Annotated in this window: 21 protein-coding genes; 13 read left to right on the forward strand and 8 right to left on the reverse strand. The window is 72.7% G+C overall.

Going from position 1 to position 23,725, the window contains the following annotated elements:
* Positions 1 to 103 precede the first annotated feature (103 nt).
* From E0W78_RS03015 to tgt, 3 genes are read left to right on the forward strand one after another with little or no spacing between them, the layout of a single operon-like run.
* Entirely contained in the window at positions 104 to 511 is a 408-nt protein-coding gene (locus tag E0W78_RS03015) for a tetratricopeptide repeat protein (protein WP_131402360.1), read from the forward strand.
* A gap of 23 nt (positions 512 to 534) precedes the next feature.
* A complete protein-coding gene (locus E0W78_RS03020; protein ID WP_242686206.1) occupies positions 535 to 1,161 on the forward strand; it encodes a M50 family metallopeptidase in 627 nt (208 codons plus the stop codon).
* Positions 1,162 to 1,181: 20 nt separating this feature from the next.
* The gene (tgt, locus tag E0W78_RS03025; RefSeq protein WP_207392602.1) at positions 1,182 to 2,375 is read left to right on the forward strand and encodes a tRNA guanosine(34) transglycosylase Tgt; all 1,194 of its coding nucleotides are present in this window, start codon (positions 1,182 to 1,184) and stop codon (positions 2,373 to 2,375) included.
* Between the two features lie 108 nt (positions 2,376 to 2,483).
* On the opposite strand, the gene E0W78_RS03030 is transcribed toward tgt, so the two are convergent.
* Positions 2,484 to 3,212: a queuosine precursor transporter gene (locus E0W78_RS03030; RefSeq protein ID WP_242686207.1), complete on the reverse strand. Its 729-nt coding sequence runs from the start codon at positions 3,210 to 3,212 to the stop codon at positions 2,484 to 2,486.
* Positions 3,213 to 3,256: 44 nt separating this feature from the next.
* Between E0W78_RS03030 and E0W78_RS03035 the strand changes: the two genes are divergently transcribed.
* Positions 3,257 to 4,507 carry a geranylgeranyl reductase family protein gene (locus E0W78_RS03035; RefSeq protein WP_131402363.1) on the forward strand — a complete coding sequence of 417 codons (1,251 nt, stop codon included), beginning with the start codon at positions 3,257 to 3,259 and terminating at the stop codon, positions 4,505 to 4,507.
* A 4-nt stretch (positions 4,508 to 4,511) separates the two neighbouring features.
* On the opposite strand, the gene E0W78_RS03040 is transcribed toward E0W78_RS03035, so the two are convergent.
* Positions 4,512 to 5,543, reverse strand: a complete 1,032-nt coding sequence (locus E0W78_RS03040) for an aminotransferase class V-fold PLP-dependent enzyme (RefSeq protein WP_131402364.1) — start codon at positions 5,541 to 5,543, stop codon at positions 4,512 to 4,514.
* 225 nt (positions 5,544 to 5,768) lie between these two features.
* On the opposite strand from E0W78_RS03040, the gene E0W78_RS03045 reads away from it, so the two are divergent.
* Complete coding sequence (locus tag E0W78_RS03045) at positions 5,769 to 7,418, forward strand: FAD-binding dehydrogenase (RefSeq protein WP_131402365.1); 1,650 nt, start codon at positions 5,769 to 5,771, stop codon at positions 7,416 to 7,418.
* Positions 7,419 to 7,439: 21 nt separating this feature from the next.
* Here the strand turns inward: E0W78_RS03045 and E0W78_RS03050 are convergent, their stop codons facing one another.
* Positions 7,440 to 9,533, reverse strand: a complete 2,094-nt coding sequence (locus E0W78_RS03050; protein WP_131402366.1) for an EAL domain-containing protein — start codon at positions 9,531 to 9,533, stop codon at positions 7,440 to 7,442.
* Positions 9,534 to 9,615: 82 nt separating this feature from the next.
* Here E0W78_RS03050 and E0W78_RS03055 point away from each other — a divergent pair, with 82 nt between their 5' ends.
* The 4 genes from E0W78_RS03055 to E0W78_RS03070 all read left to right on the forward strand — a co-directional run bounded on the left by E0W78_RS03055 (position 9,616) and on the right by E0W78_RS03070 (position 13,321).
* Complete coding sequence (locus E0W78_RS03055) at positions 9,616 to 10,413, forward strand: exodeoxyribonuclease III (protein ID WP_131402367.1); 798 nt, start codon at positions 9,616 to 9,618, stop codon at positions 10,411 to 10,413.
* Between the two features lie 85 nt (positions 10,414 to 10,498).
* A complete protein-coding gene (locus E0W78_RS03060) occupies positions 10,499 to 10,924 on the forward strand; it encodes a MarR family transcriptional regulator (RefSeq protein WP_207392603.1) in 426 nt (141 codons plus the stop codon).
* The gene (locus E0W78_RS03065) at positions 10,911 to 12,203 is read left to right on the forward strand and encodes an MFS transporter (RefSeq protein ID WP_131402368.1); all 1,293 of its coding nucleotides are present in this window, start codon (positions 10,911 to 10,913) and stop codon (positions 12,201 to 12,203) included. The genes E0W78_RS03060 and E0W78_RS03065 overlap by 14 nt, the downstream gene beginning before the upstream one ends.
* Positions 12,204 to 12,244: 41 nt before the next feature.
* Complete coding sequence (locus tag E0W78_RS03070) at positions 12,245 to 13,321, forward strand: beta-eliminating lyase-related protein (protein WP_131402369.1); 1,077 nt, start codon at positions 12,245 to 12,247, stop codon at positions 13,319 to 13,321.
* A 65-nt stretch (positions 13,322 to 13,386) separates the two neighbouring features.
* Here E0W78_RS03070 and E0W78_RS03075 read toward each other — a convergent pair whose 3' ends face one another.
* Positions 13,387 to 15,783, reverse strand: a complete 2,397-nt coding sequence (locus E0W78_RS03075) for an immune inhibitor A domain-containing protein (protein ID WP_131402370.1) — start codon at positions 15,781 to 15,783, stop codon at positions 13,387 to 13,389.
* A 348-nt stretch (positions 15,784 to 16,131) separates the two neighbouring features.
* Here E0W78_RS03075 and E0W78_RS03080 point away from each other — a divergent pair, with 348 nt between their 5' ends.
* Positions 16,132 to 16,335: a cold-shock protein gene (locus E0W78_RS03080; RefSeq protein WP_019145480.1), complete on the forward strand. Its 204-nt coding sequence runs from the start codon at positions 16,132 to 16,134 to the stop codon at positions 16,333 to 16,335.
* Positions 16,336 to 16,403: 68 nt separating this feature from the next.
* Here E0W78_RS03080 and E0W78_RS16435 read toward each other — a convergent pair whose 3' ends face one another.
* The 3 genes from E0W78_RS16435 to E0W78_RS03090 all read right to left on the reverse strand — a co-directional run bounded on the left by E0W78_RS16435 (position 16,404) and on the right by E0W78_RS03090 (position 18,607).
* On the reverse strand, positions 16,404 to 16,571 hold the full coding sequence (locus tag E0W78_RS16435) for a hypothetical protein (protein WP_165570388.1): 168 nt from the start codon (positions 16,569 to 16,571) through the stop codon (positions 16,404 to 16,406).
* A gap of 65 nt (positions 16,572 to 16,636) precedes the next feature.
* Positions 16,637 to 17,761, reverse strand: coding sequence for a PQQ-dependent sugar dehydrogenase (locus E0W78_RS03085; RefSeq protein ID WP_165570389.1), 1,125 nt, complete (start codon positions 17,759 to 17,761; stop codon positions 16,637 to 16,639).
* A gap of 33 nt (positions 17,762 to 17,794) precedes the next feature.
* On the reverse strand, positions 17,795 to 18,607 hold the full coding sequence (locus E0W78_RS03090) for a hypothetical protein (protein ID WP_131402372.1): 813 nt from the start codon (positions 18,605 to 18,607) through the stop codon (positions 17,795 to 17,797).
* Between the two features lie 161 nt (positions 18,608 to 18,768).
* Between E0W78_RS03090 and trxA the strand changes: the two genes are divergently transcribed.
* On the forward strand, positions 18,769 to 19,149 hold the full coding sequence (trxA, locus tag E0W78_RS03095) for a thioredoxin (RefSeq protein WP_131402373.1): 381 nt from the start codon (positions 18,769 to 18,771) through the stop codon (positions 19,147 to 19,149).
* Between the two features lie 54 nt (positions 19,150 to 19,203).
* Here trxA and E0W78_RS03100 read toward each other — a convergent pair whose 3' ends face one another.
* Positions 19,204 to 20,025, reverse strand: a complete 822-nt coding sequence (locus E0W78_RS03100) for a class III extradiol ring-cleavage dioxygenase (RefSeq protein ID WP_131402374.1) — start codon at positions 20,023 to 20,025, stop codon at positions 19,204 to 19,206.
* Positions 20,026 to 20,153: 128 nt separating this feature from the next.
* Between E0W78_RS03100 and E0W78_RS03105 the strand changes: the two genes are divergently transcribed.
* Positions 20,154 to 22,730, forward strand: coding sequence for a DEAD/DEAH box helicase (locus E0W78_RS03105; protein WP_207392604.1), 2,577 nt, complete (start codon positions 20,154 to 20,156; stop codon positions 22,728 to 22,730).
* A complete protein-coding gene (locus E0W78_RS03110) occupies positions 22,727 to 23,704 on the forward strand; it encodes a glycoside hydrolase family 6 protein (RefSeq protein WP_131402376.1) in 978 nt (325 codons plus the stop codon). Before E0W78_RS03105 ends, E0W78_RS03110 begins: the two co-directional genes overlap by 4 nt.
* The last annotated feature ends 21 nt before the right edge of the window (positions 23,705 to 23,725 follow it).

A 23,725-nucleotide genomic window follows, 5' to 3' on the forward strand; every position in this document is an offset into this window, starting at 1 on the left:
GTCGCCCGGCGTGTGCGTCACGTCCCGCCGGCGGACGTGCGACGCTGTTGGGAATGGATCCCACTCGGTCGCTGTTGTGGCGGGCACGAGAAAGGACTGGCACATGACCATCTACCAGAAGCCGAGCTACACGGACGCGCAGATCGAGGCCATGGAGGTCTTCGACGCCTTCCGCCTCGGTGAGGAGCTGCTCGACTCGCGCTGGCCGCGCGAGGCGATCCGGGTGCTCACCAAGGTGGTTGAGTCCGAGCCGAGCAACGCCGCCGCCTGGGAGCTCATGGGCCGGGCGCGCTTCGCCGCCGCCCTGCTCGTGCCGGCCGAGGACGCGTTCCGCCGCCTGGTCGAGCTGGAGCCGACGAGCCAGTGGGCGCACACCGCGCTGGGCCTGAGCCTGGACCGCCAGAGCCGTCACTCCGAGGGCGCGATGTTCCACCGCATGGCCGCGGCCATGGGGGCCGACCCGCGTGACGCCACCCGCGTCGACCTGGTCGACGACAAGGGCCTGGTCTGACCTCGGCCTGGGTGCCGGCCGCCGTGGCCGCCGCCCTCGTGCTCGTCCCGCCGGCGTGGGCGTTCTCGCGCCACGTCGTGACGCTCGTGCACGAGGCCGGTCACGCGCTGGCGGCGCTCGCGACCGGGCGGCGGCTCCAGGGCATCCGGCTGCACCGCGACACGTCCGGCCTGACGGTCTCGGTCGGACGTCCGCGCGGCCCCGGCATGGTGCTGACCGCCGCCGCCGGGTTCCTGGCCGCTCCCCTGCTCGGGCTGCTGCTGGCCGCGCTCGCCGCGGTCGGCGGCACCCGCTGGTCGCTGGGCGTCGCGGTCGCGGTGCTCGCGCTCGTGCTGCTGTGGGTGCGCAACCTGTTCGGGCTGCTCGTCGTGGCCCTGTGCGGCGCCGGCGTCTACGCCCTCGTGCGCTGGGCTTCGCTGCCCGTGCAGGAGGGCGTGGCTGCCGGCGCCGCATGGTTCCTGCTGCTCGGCGGCCTGCGCACCACCGTCGAGCTGTGGCCGCACCGGCGGCGCAGCCGCACCCGCACCTCCGACGCCGACGTGCTGGCCCGGCTCACCCGGGTGCCGGCACCGCTGTGGAACCTGCTGCTGGTCGCGGCCGCCGCCGGCGCGCTCGTGCTGGCCACCTCCTGGCTGCCGGTGCTCGACTGACCCCCTGGGAGGATGGCGCGGTGTTCACCGTCGGCAAGCAGCTCCCCGGGACCCTCGGACGCACCGGCGTCCTCTCCACCCCGCACGGCGACGTGCGGACCCCCGCGTTCATCCCGGTCGGGACGAAGGCGACGGTCAAGGCGGTGCTGCCTGAGTCGATGGCCGAGCTCGGCGCGCAGGCGCTGCTGGCCAACGCCTACCACCTGTACCTGCAGCCCGGCGCCGACGTCGTCGACGAGGCCGGCGGCCTGGGCGCGTTCATGGGCTGGCGCGGCCCGACGTTCACCGACTCCGGCGGCTTCCAGGTGCTCAGCCTGGGTGCCGGCTTCCAGAAGACGCTGTCGATGGACTCGACGACGGCGACCGCCGACGACGTCATCGCGCCGGGCAAGGAGCGCCTGGCCCACGTCGACGAGGACGGCGTCACCTTCCGCTCGCACCTGGACGGCAGCAAGCACCGCTTCACGCCCGAGGTGTCGATGGCCATCCAGCACCAGCTCGGCGCTGACGTCATCTTCGCCTTCGACGAGCTGACGACGCTCATGAACTCCCGCGGGTACCAGGTCGAGTCGCTGGCCCGTACCCAGCGCTGGGCCGAGCGCTGCGTCCGCGAGCACGCGCGACTGACCGAGGCGCGCGCGGACAAGCCGTACCAGGCGCTGTTCGGCGTCGTGCAGGGCGCGCAGCACGAGGACCTGCGCCGTCAGGCGGCCCGCGACCTGCGCACCCTCGGCTTCGACGGGTACGGCATCGGCGGCGCGATCGAGAAGGAGCGCCTGGGCGAGATCACCTCCTGGGCCGTCTCCGAGCTCGAGGAGGACAAGCCGCGCCACCTGCTCGGCATCGGCGAGCCGGACGACTTCTTCGCCGCGGTCGAGTCCGGCATTGACACCTTCGACTGCGTCTCCCCCACCCGCGAGGCCCGCCGCTCGCGGGTCTACACCCGCGACGGCCGGTTCAACCTGCTGCAGGCGCGGTTCAAGCGCGACTTCACGCCGATCGACGCGTCGTGCGACTGCTACACGTGCACGCACTACACGAAGGCGTACCTGCACCACCTGTACAAGGCCAAGGAGTACCTGTCGGCCACGCTCGCCTCGATCCACAACGAGCGGTTCACGGTGCGGCTGGTCGACGAGATCCGCGCCGCCATCGAGGACGGGACGTACGCCGACCTCAAGGCCGACGTCCTGGCTCGGTACTACGGCCGCTGACCCCGCCGCCGGCGGTGACCTGGCGTCCACCCCGGGTCGTCAGCGGTGAGTGAGCGTCCACCGCGGCACTCGCGGTGGACGCTCACTCACCGCCCCACCGGGCGACGGTCAGTCGACGACGGGCGCGGCGTCGTCCCAGTAGCCGGGCTCGCGCTGCTTCAACCAGGCGATCACCACGACGGTGACCGGCATGACGATGAGCTCGACGAGCACCTTGTACACGAAGCCGACGATCGCGTAGTTCCAGAACTGGCCCATCGACGTGATGCCGATGGCCGACGCCGCGATGGCGCAGAAGATGAGCGTGTCGGCGGCCTCCCCGACGCCGGTGGACGTGGCCAGGCGGGCGACGAGGCCGCGCTCGGCGGTGCGTGCCTTCATGCGCACCAGCACGTACGAGTTGGTCAGCTGGCCCACCACGTACCCGGCCATGGACGCCAGCAGGATCTGCGGGACCTGGCCCAGCACGGCCTCGAACGCTCCCTGGTTCTCGTAGAACGACGCCGCCGGGGCGTGCTCCACGGCCACGAACGTCAGGGCCGCGACGATCGAGGCGCCGAACCCGACGATCACCGCACGCCGTGCGGCCCGGAAGCCGTACACCTCGCTGATGACGTCGCCCAGCACGTACGCCAGCGGGAACAGGAACGCACCCCCGTCGGTGATCACCGGCCACAGCTGCAGCGAGCCGAGCGACCACGAGCCCGAGCCGAGCTCGATGCCCTTGGTGGCGACGATGTTGGACACGACGAGCACGACGCAGAACAGCGCCAGGATGACGTCGAAGTGGGTGCGGGTGCGCGCGGCGTACCGGACGCGCGTCGAGGGGGCTGTCACGGGCTTCATCCAACCACCGACCGACCCTCTGGGAGAATCCGACCATGACCGCCGCGCTGCCCGACCGCACCGACGTCCTCGTGGTCGGCGCCGGCCCCGCCGGGTCCGCCGCCGCGGCCTGGTCCGCGCGCCACGGGCTGGCCACGGTGCTCGCCGACGCGGCCGTCTTCCCGCGCGACAAGACCTGCGGCGACGGCCTCACCCCGCGGGCGGTCGCCGAGCTCGACCGGCTCGGACTCGGTGCGTGGACGCGTTCGCACGGCACCAACCGGGGCCTGCGCGCGGCCGGCTTCGGCCAGGAGCTGCTGCTCCCCTGGCCCGGCGGGTCGCTGCCCGACCACGGCTCGGCCGTGCCGCGCACCGAGCTGGACGCGCACCTGCGCGAGACCGCGCTGGCCGCCGGCGCCACCCCGCTGGACGGAGCCCGCGCGACCGACGTCGAGCGTGACGCCGCCGGCCGCGTCACCGGCGTCGTGTTCAGCCTCGGTCGCGGCCGCGAGCCGCACGTCGTCCGCTGCGACCGCCTCGTCGTCGCCGACGGCGTCCGCTCGCCGCTCGGCCGCGTGCTCGGCCGTGAGTGGCACCGCGACACCGCGTACGGCGTGGCCGGGCGCTCGTACGTGAAGTCCGGCCGCACCGACGACCCCTGGATCTCCTCGCACCTGGAGCTGCGCGACGAGACCGGCACGGTGCTGCCCGGCTACGGCTGGATCTTCCCGCTCGGCGACGGCGAGGTGAACCTCGGCGTGGGCGCGCTGGCGACGTCCAAGCGTCCGGCCGACCTCGCCGTCCGCCCGCTCATGAACCTGTACGCCGACCAGCAGCGCGAGACCTGGGAGCTCGGCGACGAGCTGCGCGCGCCGACGTCCGCGCTGCTGCCGATGGGCGGTGCCGTCACCGGCGTGGCCGGCCCCAACTGGGCGCTGGTCGGCGACGCGGCCGCCTGCGTCAACCCGCTCAACGGCGAGGGCATCGACTACGGCCTGGAGACCGGACGCCTCGTGGCCGAGCAGCTGGCCGACGGTGCCGACCTCGCGACCGCCTGGCCCGCGCTGCTGCGCCGGCACTACGGCGAGGCGTTCTCGATCGCGCGGCGTCTCTCCGGCCTGCTCACCGTGCCGCGGGTCCTGCCCACGTTCGGCCCGCTCGGCATGCGCTCGAAGGTGCTGATGACGGTCGCGCTGCGGGTCATGGGCAACCTGGTCACCGACGAGGACCGCGACCTCACCGCCCGGCTCTGGCGCGCGGCCGGACGTGCCTCGGTGCGCCTGGACGCCCGCCCGCCGTTCGCCTGACCGCTCAGCCGGCCAGCGCGGCGAGCAGGCGGTCGACGTCCTCGTCGTCGTTGTAGAGGTGGAAGCCGACGCGCACGCGTCCGGCGCGCACCGCGGCCCGCAGCCCCGCCGCCTGCAGCCGCTGCTCGGCGCCGTCCGCGTCGAGCGCCACGATCGCCGACGGCGACGCCGGCAGGTCGAGCGCCTCGCGCACCCGGCCGGCCAGCCGGGTGCAGTGCTGCTGCACCGCGTCCATGTCCAGCGAGGCGAGCCACGGCATCGCCACGCCCGCGCCGACGAGGGTGAACCAGGCCGGGGACGTGTCGAACCGGCGCCCGTCGCCGGCCAGCAGCGGCGGCAGCTCGTAGGTGTTGGCCCACGGACGCTCGGAGGCATACCAGCTCGCCGCCAGCGGGACGAGCGAGTCCGCGACGTCCGGGCGCACCGCCATCCAGGCGGCGCCGCGCGGCGAGACCAGCCACTTGTAGCTGCCGCCGACCACGGCGTCGGCCCAGCCGACGTCCAGGCGCATCCAGCCCATCGCCTGCGTGACGTCCAGGACGACGCGGGTCGGTCGCCCGGCCAGGCTCGCGCGCAGCGTGGGGACGTCCAGCACGTACCCGTCCGCCGACTGCACCAGGCTCACCGCGACGACGTCGAACTCGCCGGCCCGGCGCTCCAGCTCACCCGGGCCCAGCGCGGTCACCGTGACGCCGCGCCCGCCGTGGACGTGGAAGGGCGCGCTCACGCTTGTGAACTCGCCGGTCAGGGTGACGACGCGCGACCCGTCCGGGACGACTGCGGCGAACAGGCCGATGAGAGCCGACACGCTGCCGCCCATCGACACCGTCGAGGTGGGGACGCCGGCCAACGACGCGAACGCCTCACGGGCCGCGGCGACCGGCACGTCGAAGTCGCGCGGCGTCATCTCGCCCAGCTCCCATGCGCGCAGCCGGCCCCGCAGCACCTCGGCCTGGCGCCGCGACGCGAGCCCGTAGGTCGCGGAGTTCAGGTATCCCGGGGCACCGTCGAACGTCTCACCGTGGGTCTCTCGCACCCCGGCGACGCTACCGGCCGGGGGCTGGGCGAGGGGAGGTCCACCTGACGCGCACTGGCCCTGCGTCCCCGCGCGGTGCGTGGTCCCCCACCGAGCACCGTCCCGTGGTGGACGACGCACCGCCCCGGCGGTCCCGTGGTGGACGACGCACCGCCCCCGGCGCCCGGTCGCCGGATCTGCGGGTACCGGCCCGCCGGCGGGGTGGCGTGCGCCACAATGCTCGGCATGGATGCTGACGTCGTCGTCGTGGGGGCCGGTCTCGCCGGTCTCGTCGCCACCGCCGAGCTCGTGGAGGCCGGCCGCTCGGTCGTGCTGGTCGACCAGGAGGGCGAGCAGGGCCTCGGCGGCCAGGCCTGGTGGTCGTTCGGCGGGCTGTTCCTCGTCGACTCCCCCGAGCAGCGCCGCCTGCGCATCAAGGACTCCGTCGACCTCGCGATGCAGGACTGGCTCGGCAGCGCCCAGTTCGACCGCGCCGAGGACGACCACGCCCGCCGCTGGGCCGAGGCGTACGTCCACTTCGCCGCCGGCGAGAAGCGCGCCTGGCTGCACGAGAAGGGCCACCGGCTCTTCCCCGTCGTGGGCTGGGCCGAGCGCGGCGGCGGGCTCGCCGGCGGGCACGGCAACTCCGTGCCCCGCTTCCACATCACCTGGGGCACCGGCCCCGGCATCGTCGAGCCGTTCGAGCGGGTCGTCCGTGACGGTCTCGCCCGTGGCCTGGTCACGTTCGCCTTCCGCCACCGCGTCGACGACCTCGTGGTCGAGGACGGCCGCGTGGTCGGCGTCCGCGGCACCCGCCTGGCCCCCGACACGTCCGCCCGCGCCGTCGCCACCAACCGCGACGTCGTCGGCGAGTTCGAGCTGCGCGCCCAGGCGGTCGTGCTGACCTCCGGCGGCATCGGCGGCAACCACGAGCTCGTGCGCGAGGTCTGGCCCGAGCGGCTCGGCACCCCGCCCGAGCACATGCTGTCGGGCGTCCCGGCGCACGTCGACGGACGCATGCTGGGCATCGCCGAGTCCGCCGGCGCCCACCACGTCAACCGCGACCGGCTCTGGGCGTACGTCGAGGGCATCGAGAACTACGACCCGGTCTGGCCGATGCACGGCATCCGCATCCTGCCCGGCCCGTCGTCGCTGTGGCTGGACGCCGAGGGCAACCGCCTCCCGGTGCCCGGCCTGCCCGGCTTCGACACCCTCGGCACGCTGAAGCTGCTGCGCGAGACCGGGCACGACCACAGCTGGTTCGTGCTCACGCAGAAGATCATCGAGAAGGAGTTCGCGCTGTCGGGCTCCGAGCAGAACCCCGACCTCACCGGCCGCAGCGTCAAGGAGCTGCTCCGCCAGCGCCTGGGCAAGGGCGCGCCCGGACCGGTCGAGGCGTTCAAGGAGCGCGGCGCCGACTTCGTCGTGGCCGACACCCTCGAGCAGCTCGTCGACGGCATGAACGCCGTCACCAAGGAGCCCCTCCTGGACGTCGCGCAGGTGCGCACCGTCGTCGAGGCGCGCGACCGCGAGATGCGCAACCCGTTCACCAAGGACCTGCAGGTCGCGGCCATGCGCCAGGCCCGCAGCTACCTGGGCGACAAGATCATCCGCGTCGCGTCGCCGCACGAGCTGCTCGACCCGAAGGCCGGCCCGCTCGTCGCCGTCCGCCTGCACGTGCTCACCCGCAAGTCGCTCGGCGGCCTGCAGACCGACCTCGACTCGCGCGTGCTCCGGGCCGACGGCACCCCGTTCGACGGGCTGTACGCGGCCGGCGAGGTCGCCGGCTTCGGTGGCGGCGGCGTCCACGGGTACAACGCGCTCGAGGGCACGTTCCTGGGCGGCTGCCTGTTCTCGGGCCGCGCCGCCGGACGCGCGCTGGCTCGCGACCTGTAGGTCGCGGGCCCGCCCGGGCCGTCAGACCAGCACGGAGGCCGCGGCGATCGGCACGGCGGCGCTGTAGAGGAAGCCCTGCCCCTGGTCGCAGCCCAGGCCGCGCAGGTGCTGCTCCTGGCCGGGCGTCTCGATGCCCTCGGCCACCACGGCCATGCCGAGGGTGTGGGCGAGCAGGATGATCGACTCCACGATGCTCGCGTCGCGCTCGTTGTCGTCCATCTTGGTGACGAACGAGCGGTCGATCTTGATCTTGTCGATCGGCAGCCGGGTCAGGTAGCCCAGGCTGGAGAAGCCGGTGCCGAAGTCGTCGATGACGATCTTCACGCCGAGCGAGCGCACGGCCCGCATGACGTCGACGACCTCCATGGGGTCGCTGACCAGGATGTTCTCGGTGATCTCCAGCTCGAGCATCGTCGGGTCGAACCCGGTCTGCTCGGCGATCTGGCGCACCAGGCCGGGCAGGTCGCGGTCGCGGAACTGCTGCGGCGAGACGTTGACCGACAGCCCGACCGGACGGTCGAGGCGGCGGCACAGCTCGGCCACCTCGGCGCACGCGGTGCGCAGCACCTTCTCGCCCAGGTCGGAGATGAGACCGTGGTCCTCGGCGAGCGGGATGAACCGGCCGGGCGACACGACGCCGAAGCGCGGGCTGGTCCAGCGCGCCAGCGCCTCGAAGGCGGCGACGTTGCCGGTGCGCAGGTCGACGAGCGGCTGGTACGAGACAGTCACCTCGGACTCGTTGATCGCCCGGCGCAGGCCGCTGGCCAGCTGGAGCTTCTCGCGGTCGGCGTCCATGGACGGCACGAAGACCTTGATCGTGTTCCGGCCGGCGACCTTGGCCTGGTACATCGCGGTGTCGGCGCGCTTGAGCAGCTCGGTCGCGTCGGCGCCGTCGCGGCCGGCCAGCGCGACGCCGATGCTCACGCCGACCAGGTCCAGGTCGTCGCTCTCGATGTCGGTCATCGCGACGCGCTCCTGGATGACCCGGGCCCGCGACATCGCGTCGGGCTCGTCGAGCACGTCGACGACGGTCGCGAAGGCGTCGCCACCGATGCGCGCGGTGACGGCACCGGGACCGGCCCCCTCGCGGATGCGCTCGGAGACGGAGCGCAGCACGGCGTCGCCCACGTGGTGGCCGAGCGTGTCGTTGACGGTCTTGAAGTGGTCGACGTCCAGCACGAGCAGGGCGAGCGGCGCGGACGGGCGGCGCAGCAGGATGTCGTCGACGACCGAGACCAGGAACGCGCGCGTCGGCAGCCCGGTGAGCTGGTCGTGCCGGGCGAGCCGCTCGGCCTCGGCCGAGGCCTCGACCCGCTGGCTGTTGTCGTAGGCGGCGAACAGGTAGCCGGTCGGCGCGTCTCCCCCGCCCATCGGCGTGATGAACTCCGCGACCGGGACGCGCGTGCCGTCGGGCCGGACGTACGACCACTCGCGGCGCGCGCCGGGCTCGAGGTCGGCCAGCGTGCGCAGCACGGCGAAGGTCGGCGCGTCGTCACCCTCGGGACGCGCCTGGGGCACGTCGAGGCCGGCCGCGGCGAGCTCGTCGGGGTCGTGCAGGTCGGCCAGGTCGAGGTCGATCAGCTCGTCGGCCTCGACGCCGAGCAGGGTGCCGGCCGCGGCGTTGGCCGAGACGACGACGCCGTCGGCGTCGGTGGTGAGGATGCTGATCGGGACGCTGTCCAGGATCGTGCGCCGGCCCGCGTCCAGGCGGGCCTGCTCGGTGGCGACCCGGGTGCGCGCGTCGGTGGCCGAGGCGACCACGAGCGGCTCGTCGTCGCCGTGCAGCAGCGACAGGCGCACGTCGACGTGCAGGCTGGTGCCGTCGGGACGGCTGACCACGAGCTCCTCGGCGACCCCGAACGTCTCGCGCGTGACGGCGAGCGCGAGGTGCGCCTCGGTGGTGTCGGTGTGGAACGTCTCGGGGACGAAGTCGCGGACGTCCTGGCCCACCAGGTCGAGCGGCTCGCAGCCGAGCAGGCGTCCGGCCTCGGGATTGGCCATGCGGATCCGCCCGCGCAGGTCCCAGACCAGCACGCCGGTGGAGATGGACTCCACGACGTCACGCCACGAGCCCTCGTCGGGTCGCTCGTCGGCGGCGGCGTCCTCCACGGACATCGACCCTCCCGTTGCTCGAACACCCGGAGCATAGCGATCCCGCGCCCCCTAGTTCAGCAGGACGTGCCGATAAGGTCGAGTCGTGCTTCGTGTCGCCACCGTCAACGTCAACGGCATCCGTGCCGCCTACCGCAAGGGCATGGACGCCTGGCTCGCCGACCGCGGCTGCGACGTGGTCGCGCTGCAGGAGGTCCGGGCCCCCGACGACATCGTCCGGGAGATCACCGCGGAGAGCGGGCTCCACGTCGTCCACACCGAGGCCGCCGACAAGGGACGCGCCGGCGTGGCGATCCTGAGCCGGTTCGAGCCCAAGGACGTCCGGGTCGGCAACGGCGACGACTACTTCGACACGTCGGGCCGCTGGATCGAGGCCGACTACGTCCTCGACGACGGCAGCGCGCTGACCGTCGTGTCGGTCTACGTGCACTCCGGTGAGGCCGGCTCCCCGCGCCAGGACGACAAGTACCGCTTCATGGACGCCATGTCCGAGCGCATGCGCGAGCTGCGCGCCGCGGGCACCCACGGCCTGCTCATGGGCGACCTCAACGTCGGCCACACCGAGCGCGACATCCGCAACTGGAAGGGCAACCTCAAGAAGGCCGGCTTCCTGCCCGAGGAGCGCGCCTACTTCGACCGCTTCCTGGGCGAGCTCGGCTGGGTGGACGTCCACCGCCAGCTCAGCGGCGACGTCGACGGCCCGTACACCTGGTGGTCGATGCGCGGGCAGGCGTTCGACAACGACACCGGCTGGCGCATCGACTACCACCTCGCCACGCCCGAGCTCGGCGCGCTGGCCCGGCAGGCGTGGGTCGACCGCGCCGCCAGCTGGGGCGAGCGCTGGTCCGACCACGCGCCCCTCGTCGTCGACTACGACCTGTAGTCCCGGGCCCCGCACGCCCCGGTCCGACACGGGCCGGGGCGTCCTCGTCTGGAGATATGCATAACCACCTGATATACATGGTTGCGTGAATCAACTTGAACTGGCGAGCGCGCTGCGCACGTTCGCGGTGGACGTCGCCCGGAGCACCCGGTCGACGTCCATGAGCCGCGTCGCCGCGGCCACCCTCGGCGACCTGGAGCGCTCCGGCGGCCGGCGCATCACCGCGCTGGCCGAGAACGAGGGCGTCAGCCAGCCGGCCATGACCGGCCTGGTCCAGCGGCTCGAGGCCGGCGGCCTCGTGCACCGCGAGGACGACCCGGCCGACGGACGCGTCAGCCTCATCTCGATCACCGACGCCGGCCGCGAGGCACTCACCGCCCGCCGGGCCGAGCAGGACGCCGCCCTCGGCGCCTGGCTCGAGCGCCTCTCCCCCGCCGAGCGCGAGCTCCTGGCCGCCGCCGCACCCGTCCTGCTCACCTACCCCGACACGGAGGACCATGCACACCGCTGAGCCCGTCAGCATGTTCAAGCAGCCGAAGGCGGTCTATGCCGTCGCCTTCGCCTGCGTCATCTCGTTCATGGGCATCGGCCTGGTCGACCCGATCCTGCCGGCGCTCGCGTCCGAGCTGGACGCCACGCCGAGCCAGGTCACGCTGCTGTTCACCAGCTACCTCGTCGTCACCGCGCTCATGATGCTCGTGACCAACGCGATCTCCAGCCGCATCGGCGCCAAGGCGACCCTGCTCACCGGCCTGGTGATCATCGTGGTCTTCGCCGCGCTCGCCGGCTCGACCGACTCGATCAGCGGCATCGTCGCGTTCCGTGCCGGCTGGGGCCTGGGCAACGCCCTGTTCATCGCCACCTCGCTGGCCGCGATCGTCTCCAGCGCCCGTGGCGGCTTCGCCGGTGCGATCATCCTGTACGAGGCCGCCCTCGGCCTCGGCATCGCCGCCGGTCCGCTGGTCGGCGGCCTGCTGGGCGACATCAGCTGGCGCGGCCCGTTCTACGGCGTCGCCGTGCTCATGGCCGTCGCCCTGGTCGCCACGGCCGTGCTGCTCCCCGCGACGCCGCGCCCGGCCACGCCGACGTCGGCCGCCGCCCCCCTGCGCGCGCTCGGCCACCGCGGCCTGCTGCTCATGAGCGTCGCCGCCCTCCTCTACAACTGGGCGTTCTTCACGATGCTCGGCTACGCGCCGTTCCCGATGGACCTGGGCGCCATGCAGCTCGGCTGGGTCTTCTTCGGCTGGGGCCTGCTCGTCGCGCTGTTCTCGGTGGTCGGCGCCCCGCGCCTGCAGAACCGGTTCGGCACCGCTCGATCGCTGTACGGCGCGCTCACCGGCTTCGCGGTCGTCCTCGCCGTGATCGCCGCCTTCCCCGAGCAGCGCACCGTCCTGGTGGCCTGCGTGGTCGTGTCGGGCATCTTCATCGGCATCAACAACACGCTCACCACCCAGGCGGTCATGATCGTCGCCCCGGTCGAGCGTCCGGTGGCCTCGGCCGCCTACGGGTTCGTGCGCTTCATCGGCGGCGGCCTCGCGCCCTACGCCGCCGGCAAGCTGGTCGAGCACCTGAACCTGCACGTGCCGTTCGCGATCGCCGCCCTGGCCGCGCTCGCCGCCGTCGGCGTGCTGGCCACCAACCGCGCGGCGCTCGACGCGGCCGACGCCGGGATGGACGAGAGCGGCCACCCCGTGACCGACGCGGACGCCGTCGCCGGAGAGGTCGCCGACGAGATGGGCGGCGCGCCCGGCGCGATCGACCAGGTCGTCCACGCGCACGAGCGCGCGTGACCGCCGCCGGCCGGTCGGGGCGTGGCTGGGAGGATGAGCGGGTGACCACCACCCCCCTCCACGACCCCGACTGGCGCGGCTTCGCCAGCGACAACTACGCCGGCGTCCACCCCGAGGTGCTGGCCGCGCTCGCCGCGGCCAACGGCGGCCACCAGGTCGCGTACGGCGAGGACGTCTACACCGCCCGCCTGCAGCAGGTCGTCCGCGAGCAGCTCGGTGAGCAGGCCGAGACGTTCCCGGTGTTCAACGGCACCGGCGCCAACGTCGTGTCGCTGACCAGCGTGCTGCCCCGCTGGGGCGCCGTCGTCGCCGCGAGCACCGCCCACATCAACACCGACGAGGCCGGCGCCCCCGAGCGCATGACCGGGCTCAAGCTGCTCACCGTCCCGACGCCCGACGGCAGGCTCACGCCCGAGCTCGTCGACCGTGAGGCCTGGGGCTACGGCAACGAGCACCGCGCGCAGCCGCTCGCGGTCAGCATCACCCAGACCACCGAGATGGGGACGCTCTACACGCCCGCCGAGGTGCGGGCGATCGCCGACCTGGCCCACGAGCGCGGCATGGCCGTGCACATGGACGGCGCGCGGCTCTGGAACGCCGCCGCCGCGCTGGGCCTGCCGTTCCGCGACTTCGTCACCGACGCCGGTGTGGACGTGCTCAGCCTGGGCGGCACCAAGAACGGGCTGCTGGGCGTCGAGGCGGTGGTCGTGCTCTCCCCCGAGCGCGCCACCGGCCTGACCTACCTGCGCAAGCTCACGATGCAGCTCACCAGCAAGATGCGGTTCGCCTCGGCGCAGCTGCTGGCCCTGTTCGAGGACGACCTCGGGCTGCGCAGCGCCGCCCACGCGAACGCCATGGCCGCCCGGCTGCGCTCGGCGCTCGAGGCCGGCGTGGCCGACGGGTCGCTGGCCGGGCTCGCGTTCACGCAGGACAGCCCGGCGAACGCGATCTTCGCGACGCTCCCGCTCGAGGCGGCCGACCGCATCCGCGAGCAGGTGCGCTTCTACGACTGGGACCGCTCGCGCGGCGAGGTCCGCTGGATGACGTCCTGGGACACCACCGAGGCCGACGTCGACCGCTTCGTCGCCGTCGTCCGCCAGGAGCTCGGCCGCGGCTGAGCGCGTCCGCACGCGACGAGGGCCCCGGGGATCGCTCCCCGGGGCCCTCGCGCGTCAGGCGTCGGTCAGTTGACCTTGATCTTCAGGCTGGTGCCCTGCTGCTGCACCACCTTGACCTTCACACCGGCACCCGGCAGCTTGACGCCCTGCTGGGGCGTCTCGGCGTACCAGTACTTCTTGGTGTCGTCGAAGGTCGGCTGCGGGTTCTGCGCCCGGATGTAGGACGCCACGCCGTTGGTGTGCAGCGTGAACGAGTCCGCCTTCTGCAGCGAGAACGGCGCGTCGTAGACCGCCACGCGGGCGCGCCACGGCTGACCGTTCGCGATGTTGATGATCGGCTCCGGGTGGGCGTCGATCGGCAGGTTCCGGCCCTGGCCGGGGTGGTCGATCGTGTTGTTGTCGGCCTGGGACGTGTCCCAGTACGAGATCAGCAGGCCCTGGCCGTAGCTGAAGTGCTCGGCCCAGTCGGGCCGGGTGTTCAGCCACCCGAAGTTGTACGGACCGGTCGCCAGGTACTTGTCGTAGCTGACGTGCGACCGGTTGCCCATGACGTAGAAGTTGTCGTGCTGGGTCGTCGTGGTCTCCGCGATGATCTGGAAGCCGTCGAACGTCCACGCCGGGCTGCCGTCCTCGGCACCGTCGGTCAGCACCGGCTGGCCGTCGGCGACGACGCTCAGGTCGTCCAGGAACAGGCCGGCGAGGGCGAGGCCGCCGTCGGTCTTGTAGTAGGCGCGCAGCTGGATCTTCTGGCCCGCGTACGCGTCCAGCGGGACGTTGAGGTCCGCCCAGGTCTTTTGCTCCCCGCCGAGGGCCGGGCGCTTGGAGGTGTCGAGGCCGAAGGCCTTGCCACCCACCGTGCCCGGCAGCGACGTCCAGGTGTCGCCACCGTCGGTGGACGCCTGGATGTAGGCGTAGTCGTAGCCCTTCTCGATCGCGTAGCGGACCTTGCCCTTGAACGAGGCGGTGGTCTTGCCCGTGAGGTCGACCTCGGTGGTCATCGAGTTGGCCAGGTCGTCGCCGGAGCCCGAGTGGAACTGCAGCTTGCCCGAGGCCGGGGCCCCGTTCTGCTTGGTGACCGACTTCTTCGGCAGCACCACGACGGCGCCCTGCGCCTTGTCGGTGTTGTACTCCTGCGGACCGAGCTCGAGCGTCTTCTTCTGCTTGGCCGTGACCGCCTCGTAGTCGAGCCAGCCCAGCTGCAGCTTCTCCCACGCGCCGAGGTCGCCCGGACGCGTGCCGAGCGGCTCGCCCTTGCCGCTCAGGCGGCTCTGCGCCATGAGCGTCCAGTACTCGTTGTTGTTGTCGCCGCCGGAGGTGCTGTACGCGTCGGGCAGGCCCAGGTCGTGGCCGTACTCGTGCGCGAAGACCGACAGGCCGCCGTTCTCGGGCTGGACGGTGTAGTCGCCGACCCAGATGCCGGTGTCGCCGACCTGGGTGCCGCCGAGCGGGTTGGTGGCCGGGCCGGTCGCGCCGGCGTCGGTGACGAAGGCGTACCAGCGGTGCGACCACAGGGCGTCGCTGCCGTAGATCGGGTCGCCGTCGGCCTCGTCGCCGCCCGCGTGGACGATCTGGAAGTGGTCGACGTAGCCGTCGGGCTCGTTGAAGTCGCCGTCACCGTCGAAGTCGTAGCGGTCGTACTGGTCGTACTCGGCCAGCTCCGCCTTGATCTCGGCGGGCGTGGCGCCCGCGGCCTCGCGGTCGGCGACCCACTGGTTCAGTGCGTCGCGGACCAGGTCCCAGGCGCCCTCGTCGGTGCGGCCGTAGCGGGCCTGGTTGTACCGGACCTTGACCCAGTCCGAGACCTCGCCGTCGACGGTGTAGCGGCCCGACGACTGCGTCTCGTAGTACGTCTTGAGCGACTCGTCCTTCTTGCCGTCGGCGAAGTACATGTCGTCGAAGTGCTGCTGGGAGAAGTCCTTCTGCCAGATCGTCGTGTTGTCCTTGCGACGGTCGGGCTCAGGGATCTGGTTGTGCAGGGGGCCGTCGAAGCGCTGCGGCTCGACCGCGTCCTCGGCGGAGGCCCAGTCGGAGTCGGGGAAGTCGGGGTGACGCTCGTCGCCGAACTCGGCGAGGATCACGAAGACCTTGTCGGCGCGCTCCTGCTCGAGCTCGACGTACTGGTCGACCTGCTTCGGCGCGGCCTTCTGCGCACGCAGCTTGGTGCGGGCCTTGGCGTTGTTCTGGGCGGCGGCGTCGGCGGGCGCGTACGCCTTGCCGAGCTTGACGACGGTGCTGCCGTTCTTCTGCACCGTCTTGGCGTCACCGCTCAGCACCGAGGAGAGGGCCTCCTCGCGCAGGGCGCGACGCTTCTCCTCGAGCGGGTTCGGGAGGTCGTGCTCCCGGTGTGCCTTCTCGGCCGCCGGCTGCTGCGGCGCCGGGGCGGCCTGTCCGGGCGCGGCGTACGCGACTCCGAACGAGGCCGTCAGTCCGAGCCCGATCAGGCCCGTCGTGAGACGTCTCACTGTGTTCCCCCTGTGTGTCGTGATGGTGCGGGCCGGGTGGTCCGCGCAGCGCGTGCCGCCCGGGTGGGGTGGCGCACGCCTTCGCACAACCTAGGAAGAAATGACTAGTTGCGTCTAGACACCAAGGACTATTCGTCCGATTGCGATTCGGTGAAGGGACGTGCCGGCGACACGCCTCGGGCGAACCCGTGCACGGGGAGCATCGGCTGCCCTAGGGTGTTCGGCAGTTGCTGTGCGTACGACCTCGGCTGCGTGACCCGTCCGGGTGCCTGGTTGGTTCGGGTGCACGACCGCGACCGCGGTCCGCAGATCGTCTCGGGCCGCTCCTGCCACGGAGGAGAGAAGGACATGGCCACCGGAACCGTCAAGTGGTTCAACGCCGACAAGGGCTTCGGATTCATCGCGCCGGACGACGGCAGCGCCGACGTCTTCGCCCACTTCAGCGCCATCCAGACGAGCGGCTACCGCTCGCTGGACGAGGCCCAGAAGGTCGAGTTCGACGTCGAGCAGGGCCCCAAGGGCCCGCAGGCGGCGAACATCCGCCCGCTCTGACCCGACGCGCACGAAGGCCCCACCCGGTTCGCCGGGTGGGGCCTTCGTCGTCCGTGGAGGGACGTCGCTCAGGGACGTCCGCCCTCGTCCCACGCGTGCTGCAGCGGCTCGGGGACGCCGGCCAGGAAGCGCACGTCGCCGGGGTGCGCCTGGGCGTGGGCCAGCGGCCGGGACGGGAACCGGTGGGCCATGGTGGTGACGTCGTCGCGGTCGTAGTCGAAGGTCGAGTCGTCCATGAACCTGACGCTAGCCTCATGTTTCGCCCGGCGGCACCCCTACGCGGCGGTAGTCTCGCCCACCCTCAGAGTGTGACGCGCCAGATGCGGTCGTCGCCCGAGGAGGGCTCGCGTCGCCCGTCGGTGTTGCTCGTCGTCACCCACAGCGCGCCGTCGGGCGCGACCGCCACCGAGCGCACCCGGTCGCCGTCGTCGAGGTGACGCCGGGGCGTCCCGGCCCGCTCGCCGCGTAGCGGCACCGAGAACAGGCACCGCCCCTGCAACGCGCCCAGGAACGCGGTCGAGCGGGTGATGGCCAGGCCCGCGGGCGAGCACTCGCTCGTGCCCCACGTGACCTTCGGGTCGACGAGCCCGTCGCCACCGCCCTCCCCCTCGACCTGGGGCCAGCCGTAGTTGCCGCCCCGCTCGAGCAGGTTCAGCTCGTCGGCCGCCTTGTCCCCGAACTCGGTCGCCCACAGCCGTCCGGACGCGTCGAGCGCGAGGCCCTCGACGTTGCGGTGGCCGTAGGTCCAGGTGCGGTTGCCGAACGGGTTGCCGTCGACCGGACGTCCGTCGCGGTCGACACGCAGCACCTTGCCGGCGAGCGAGTCGCGGTCCTGGGCCAGCTCGCGCTGCTCGGCGTCGCCGGTGGACACGAACAGGCGCCCGCGCCCGTCGAAGAGCAGGCGTCCGCCGTGGTGGTGCGTGGACGTCGGGATGCCGGCGAGCACCGGCTCGGGACGACCCAGCCGGCCACCGGAGTAGCTCATGCGCACGACCCGATCGTCGGACCCGGACGTGTGGAAGGCGTAGACCACCGAGTCGTCGCCCGGCGGCACGGCCAGCCCGAGCAGCCCGCCCTCGCCGATGCCGGCGGCGGGGACGACTCCCGGCACGTCGCCCACGGTGCGGACGCCGTCGGGGCCGACCCGCACGACGCGGGCCTCGTCGCGCAGCGACACCAGCGCCTCGCCGGTCGAAAGGAACGCGATGCCCCAGGGAACACCGAGCCCCTCGGCGACCACGGAGTCCTTGCGCGGACGGACCGGGCGCTCGTCCGTCGGGGACGGCGAGACCGGCGTCGCGCTCGGGCTGCGCGTCGGCGAGGGGCCGGAGGTGGTGCGGCGCGGCGCGGGCTCGTCGGACGTGCACCCGACGAGCGCCGCGGCGCCCACGGCGGCCAGCGAGCCGAGCAGGTGTCGTCGGTCCATGCCCACGATCCTGCCCGGCCCCTGGCCGGCCCGCTAGCGGCGGCGGATCTTCACCGTCTGGGTGCGGGTCTTCTTCTTGAGCGGCGAGTACGTCGTGGTGCGGGACCTGACGTACGTCTGGGTGGCGTCGGCGGCCAGCGTCAGGCCGTCGGCGACGAAGCTGCGTCCCTTGAGCTGCTCGGGCCCGTAGTTCACGATCTCCGGGTCGGTGACGTCGCGGTTCTCCGAGCCGGGGTACGAGACCACGGAACGATCGACCGAGCCGGAGCCGGCGATCGTGCCGGCGATGCGGAACCCGTTGGAGCCGTTGACCTTGCAGGTCGCGGTGTAGTCGTGGACGTTGATGACGCCCTGCAGCACGTTGCCGACCAGGCCGGTCACCACCCCGAGCAGGTCGCCCAGCACCGGGATCTCGGTGACCGCGTCGTCGACGGGTCCGACGATCGTGCCGACCACCGGGCTGACCGAGGTGACGGTGCAGGTGGCGTCGACCGCCGAGCCCTTGCGGGCCACGACGCGCTGGGCGTAGTTGTTGCGGACCGTGTACGAGCGGTACCGGACCGTCGTGCGCACCTTGTAGGTGCCGGCGCCGAGGCGGGCCCGCGGCTTCTTGACGACGATCCGCTTGCCCTTCTTGTTCCAGACGTCCATGACGGGCGTGCCGATGCGGACGTTGCCGCGGGCGTCGACCTTCGCCTTGATGGTGGTCTTGTGACCCTTGGTCACGCTGTAGCTGCCGAACTTGCGGATCTTCACCGAGTCGGCGGCCTGGGCCGTCGTCGCGGAGGCACCGACCAGGCTGACCGACAGTCCCGCTGCCACCAGCACCGTCAACATTCGCTTCATGCGTTCTCCCCTTGTGTGAGCCCCATCACTCGGGACCGATGTTGCATGAAACGTGGCGGATGGCGTGAAGTTACGCGATCGGGACCATCGGCCACCGGGAATGGCCCGGACGGGCCATACGTTGAACCCGTCGTACGCACGCTCCCGAGGAGAGGCAACCCATGGCTACCGTCGAGCTCACCAAGGACAACTTCGAGTCCACCGTCACCGGCGAGGGCATCACGCTCGTCGACTGGTGGGCCGAGTGGTGCGGCCCGTGCAAGCAGTTCGGCCCGGTGTTCGAGAACGCCAGCGAGCAGCACCAGGACGTCACCTTCGGCAAGATCGACACCGAGGCGCAGGGCGAGCTCGCGGCCGCCGCGCAGATCACGTCGATCCCCACGCTGATGGCCTTCCGCGACGGCATCCTGGTCTTCAACCAGGCCGGCGCGATGCCCGGACAGGCGCTGGAGCAGCTGCTCCAGGCCGTGCGCGACCTCGACATGGACGACGTCCGCCGCCAGCTCGCCGAGCAGCAGGCCCAGCAGGCTCCGCAGGCCTGACGCCGCACACGACGAGGGGCCCGGTCCACCAGGACCGGGCCCCTCGTGCTGCGCTCAGGCGACGGTGATGAACGACCGCATGCTGATGGAGCCCATGTCCATCGTGTCGTTGAAGAACTCCACCTGCTCCTGCGGCTCGAGCAGGCTCAGCGCCGCGACCATCGGGCGGTAGTGGTCGTCGGTGGGCACCGCGAGGCGCGCCTCGCTCCACGACCGGTACGGGTCGAGCAGGCGGGCCACGTCGCGCTCGACGATCGCCTCGGCCGTGTCGGCGTCGAACTGCAGCGCCCAGTCGTACGCGGGCGCCTGCGGCTCCCACCGGGCCCGGCCGAGCGCGTGGACGATGTTGCCCGAGCCGATGAACACGACGCCGCGGCGGCGCAGCCGGCGCAGGCGCGAGAACAGCTCGTACAGCCGGGGCAGCGGCATCGCGTAGTCGATGCTGATCTGCAGCACCGGCACGTCCGGCGCAGGCGCCAGGAACTTCAGGACGCTCCAGGTGCCGTGGTCCAGGCCCCACTGCTTGTCGAGCTCGGCCTCGTACTCGGCGAGCTGCTGGGCGAGGAGCCGCGCGACGTCCGGGTCGCCGGTCGTCTCGTACGTCACCCGCGACAGCTCGTCGGGGAAGCCGCCGAAGTCGTAGATGATCTCGTTGCGCGGGGCGTCGGTGATGTGGACCTCGCCGGGCGTGAGCCAGTGCGCACTGACCACGACGATGGCCTGCGCCGCCGGCAGCCCCTCCCCGACCCGCGTCCACGTGCGCGTGTAGTCGTTGTCGGAGATCGCGTGCATCGGGTTGCCGTGCCCCACGAACAGCGCGGGCATGAGCGGGCTGGGCACCAGGCGGTTCTCCAGGTCCGACAGGGCGTACGACACGACGACTCCTCGATAGTTGTTGCTTCAACTATTACACGGAGGTCCACGCCTGTCCAGGTCCGGACATGACGCGAACGTCACCGTGGACCCGCTTGGGATCACGAGGAGCGACCCGCGACAATAGAAGGATGGTCTTCGTCCGCCCCGACCTGCGCTCGCTGCTGCGCTACCCGGTCGACTTCGAGCTCGCCGACGCCCCCGAGGAGTCGCGCTTCGTGTTCCGCACGCCGCGCGGTGACGAGCGGGCGACGGCCAACGAGGCCGTCGGTCCGCTGAGCCAGGGCATCCGGGCGCTGAGCGCGGACGACACGGTGCGCGCCTGGGCCACGCCGGCCCTCGTCGCGCTGCGCATCATGGCCCGCGGCGCGCTGGAGTCCCCCGACGCGTCCGAGCTCAACGAGCTGCGCGAGGCCGCCCGCTACATCGACGTCGACGCCTCGCGCGGGCAGGCCAAGATCGCCGGCTTCCTCAAGGCGCTCGCGGCCGACGCCCCCGACGTCGCGCGCACCCCGCAGCGCGGCCGCACCCCCGAGCCGCGACCGGACGAGCCGCGCACCTTCCGCTACACGTTGACCATCAGCTTCCTGACCGAGCCCACCGACGAGCAGGTCGCCGTCGTCCGGCTCAAGGCGCAGCCGCGCACCGGCCGCACCGCCGCGATCGACGCCGCCGAGCTGTTCGGGCCGTCGTCGACGACGTTCAACGAGGACGCCCGCGAGGCCGCGACCGCGATGCTCGGCCGGCTGGCCGAGCGCTGGGAGCCGGCCTCGCGCCTGGGCGGCCCGCACGCCCGGGGCGCCGTCACGGTGGGCACCGACGACGTCGCCGCGCTGGGCTCGTCGGCGCTCGCGCCGGCGCTCATGGCCAACCACGTCGAGGTGCAGTGGCCGGCCGACCTCGTCCGCGAGCTCGGCACGTCCGCCCTCGTGCAGCGGGCCGAGGGCCCCCGCTCGGACCGCCCGGCCGCGTTCGCGTCCGGACAGCTCTTCCGCTTCGACTGGCAGGTCGCGCTCGGCTCGGACGTGCTGTCGGCCCAGGAGGTCGACCAGCTGGCCGCGTCCCAGCACGGCCTGCTGCGGCTGCGGAACCGCTGGGTGTTCGTCGACAAGAACGACCTGCGCGACGTGCTCGCCCGGCGCGGCCAGGAGCTCAGCCCGTTCGACGCGCTGCGCGCCGCGGTCACCGGTGAGATCGACGTCGACGGCCGCACCGTCGAGGTGCACACGGTCGGCTGGCTCGACGAGGTGCGCGAGCGGCTCGTCGCCCGCGGCTCCGGCGGCGCCGGCGTCCAGCAGCCCGAGTCGCTCGAGGGCACCCTGCGCGACTACCAGCTGGCCGGCGTCGGCTGGATGAGCCAGCTGGTCGAGCTCGGGCTGGGCGGCGTCCTGGCCGACGACATGGGCCTGGGCAAGACGGTCATGCTCATCGCGCTGCACCTGCACCGCCAGTCCGAGCGGCCGACGCTGGTCGTCGCGCCCGCGTCCGTGCTCGGCAACTGGGTCCGCGAGATCGAGCGCTTCGCCCCCGACGTGCCGGTCGTCCGCTACCACGGCCCGAACCGGTCGCTGCACGGCGCGGGCAACGGCTTCGTCGTCACCACCTACGGCACGATGCGCACCGACGCCGACACGCTGGCCGACCGCGCCTGGGGCCTGGTCGTGGCCGACGAGGCGCAGCACGTCAAGAACCCGCGCTCGCGCACCGCGCAGGCGCTGCGCCGGCTCGAGGCCGACGCGAACCTCGCGCTCACCGGCACGCCGGTCGAGAACTCGCTCGGCGAGCTGTGGGCGATCCTGGACTGGACGACCCCCGGCCTGCTCGGCACGCACGAGGAGTTCCGCTCGTCCTGGAGCCAGCCGATCGAGTCCGGACGCGACCGCGAGCGCGCCGCCACCCTGTCCCGGCTCATCCGCCCCTTCGTGCTGCGCCGGCGCAAGTCCGACCCGGGCATCGCGCCGGAGCTGCCGCCCAAGATCGAGACCGACCACCAGGTGAACCTCACCCGCGAGCAGGTCGGTCTGTACGAGGCGGTCGTCCGCGACACGATGACCCAGATCGAGGCGGCGCAGGGCATCCAGCGCCGCGGCCTGGTCATCCGGCTGCTCACCCAGCTCAAGCAGATCTGCAACCACCCGGCCCAGTTCCTGCGCGAGACCGAGGGACGCCTGGCCGGACGCTCGGGCAAGCTCGGCGTCTTCGACGACCTGCTGGGCGAGATCCTGGCCGAGGACGGCGCGGTGCTCGTCTTCACCCAGTACACGCAGATGGGGCACCTGCTGGCCCGCCACCTGGACGAGCGCAAGGTGCCGCACTTCTTCCTGCACGGCCACACGCCGGTGCGCACCCGTGAGTCGATGGTGCGCCGGTTCCAGGCCGGCGAGGTGCCGGTGTTCGTGCTGTCGCTCAAGGCGGCCGGCACCGGCCTGAACCTGACGCGGGCCGACCACGTCGTCCACTACGACCGCTGGTGGAACCCGGCGGTCGAGGACCAGGCGACGGACCGCGCCCACCGCATCGGGCAGACCCGGGCGGTTCAGGTCCACCGGCTCGTGGCCGAAGGTACGGTCGAAGAATCGATCGCCGAGCTCATCTCGTCCAAGCGGTCCCTCGCCGACGCGGTCGTCAACGCCGGTGAGGGGGCACTGACCGAGCTGACCGACGCCGAGCTCGCCGAGCTCGTGACCCTCCGCCGGAGCACCTCGTGAGCCAACCCTCCCCCCGCTCGTCGCGCGCCGCGCTCGCGCTGGCCGCGGCCCTCGTCGTCGCGCTCGTGGCCGGGCCGGCCGGCCTCGAGCGTCCGGCGGCGACCGCGACGGCGGCCAAGGATCCCCGCCTGACCCAGCGGCTGCACGTGCCCGCGTGGCCGGCCCAGCGGGTCGACCGGGACCCGCGCTACCGGCGCATCTGGTCGCAGCCGCAGGCGGTCTGGCTGACCGACTCCTACCCCGGACGCGCGCAGGTGCGCCGGGTCGTCGCCCAGACCGTCCGCGAGGCCCGCGGGCAGCGGCGCACGCCCGTCCTCGTCGTCTACGCCATCACCAACCGTGACTGCGGCTCGTACTCGGCCGGTGGCTACGGCCCCCGCGAGTACCGCGCCTTCGTCGACGAGGTGGCGCGCGGCCTGCGCGGCAGCCGCGCGATGGTCGTGCTGGAGCCGGACGCGCTGGCCAACCTCGGCGCGTGCGACACGTCCGCCACCACCCGGCTCATGCGGTACGCCACCAAGCGGCTGCGTGGAGCCGGCGCCTGGGTCTACCTCGACGCCGGGCACTCGAGCTGGGTGCCGGCCGCCGAGATGGCCACGCGCCTGCGGTCGGCCGGCGTCCGGTACGCACGCGGCTTCTCGACGAACGTGTCGAACTTCAACCGCACCGCCCGTGAGCGCCGCTTCGGCGACGCCGTGGTGCGCGAGCTGGCGCGGCGCGGTGTGAAGGGACGCCGGTACGTCGTCGACACGTCGCGCAACGGCGGCCGCCACCGGGTCAGCGACGGCTGGTGCAACCCCTCGACCGCCCGGCTCGGCAGCCGTCCGCGTGTGGTCAACCGCACGAACGCGCGCGGCACCGTGGACGCCTACCTGTGGATCAAGAGCCCCGGCGAGTCCGACGGCTCCTGCCGTCCGGGTCAGCCGGCCGCCGGCCAGTGGTGGCCCGAGGGCGCCCGCCGCCTGCTGCGCTGACCATCCCCGTGGCCGGTCAGC

This window comes from Aeromicrobium sp. IC_218 (assembly GCF_004336805.1).
Taxonomy (GTDB): Bacteria; Actinomycetota; Actinomycetes; order Propionibacteriales; family Nocardioidaceae; genus Aeromicrobium.

What these genes read in the sequence shown, in the direction of transcription:
- E0W78_RS03045 (WP_131402365.1), top strand. Translation starts at nt 5,769, where the DNA reads ATGGATGCTGACGTCGTCGTCGTGGGGGCCGGTCTCGCCGGTCTCGTC.
- E0W78_RS03085 (WP_165570389.1), bottom strand. Translation starts at nt 17,761, where the DNA reads ATGGACCGACGACACCTGCTCGGCTCGCTGGCCGCCGTGGGCGCCGCG.
- E0W78_RS03035 (WP_131402363.1), top strand. Translation starts at nt 3,257, where the DNA reads ATGACCGCCGCGCTGCCCGACCGCACCGACGTCCTCGTGGTCGGCGCC.
- E0W78_RS03065 (WP_131402368.1), top strand. Translation starts at nt 10,911, where the DNA reads ATGCACACCGCTGAGCCCGTCAGCATGTTCAAGCAGCCGAAGGCGGTC.
- E0W78_RS03080 (WP_019145480.1), top strand. Translation starts at nt 16,132, where the DNA reads ATGGCCACCGGAACCGTCAAGTGGTTCAACGCCGACAAGGGCTTCGGA.
- E0W78_RS03050 (WP_131402366.1), bottom strand. Translation starts at nt 9,533, where the DNA reads ATGTCCGTGGAGGACGCCGCCGCCGACGAGCGACCCGACGAGGGCTCG.
- E0W78_RS03015 (WP_131402360.1), top strand. Translation starts at nt 104, where the DNA reads ATGACCATCTACCAGAAGCCGAGCTACACGGACGCGCAGATCGAGGCC.
- trxA (WP_131402373.1), top strand. Translation starts at nt 18,769, where the DNA reads ATGGCTACCGTCGAGCTCACCAAGGACAACTTCGAGTCCACCGTCACC.
- E0W78_RS16435 (WP_165570388.1), bottom strand. Translation starts at nt 16,571, where the DNA reads ATGGACGACTCGACCTTCGACTACGACCGCGACGACGTCACCACCATG.
- E0W78_RS03105 (WP_207392604.1), top strand. Translation starts at nt 20,154, where the DNA reads ATGGTCTTCGTCCGCCCCGACCTGCGCTCGCTGCTGCGCTACCCGGTC.
- E0W78_RS03090 (WP_131402372.1), bottom strand. Translation starts at nt 18,607, where the DNA reads ATGAAGCGAATGTTGACGGTGCTGGTGGCAGCGGGACTGTCGGTCAGC.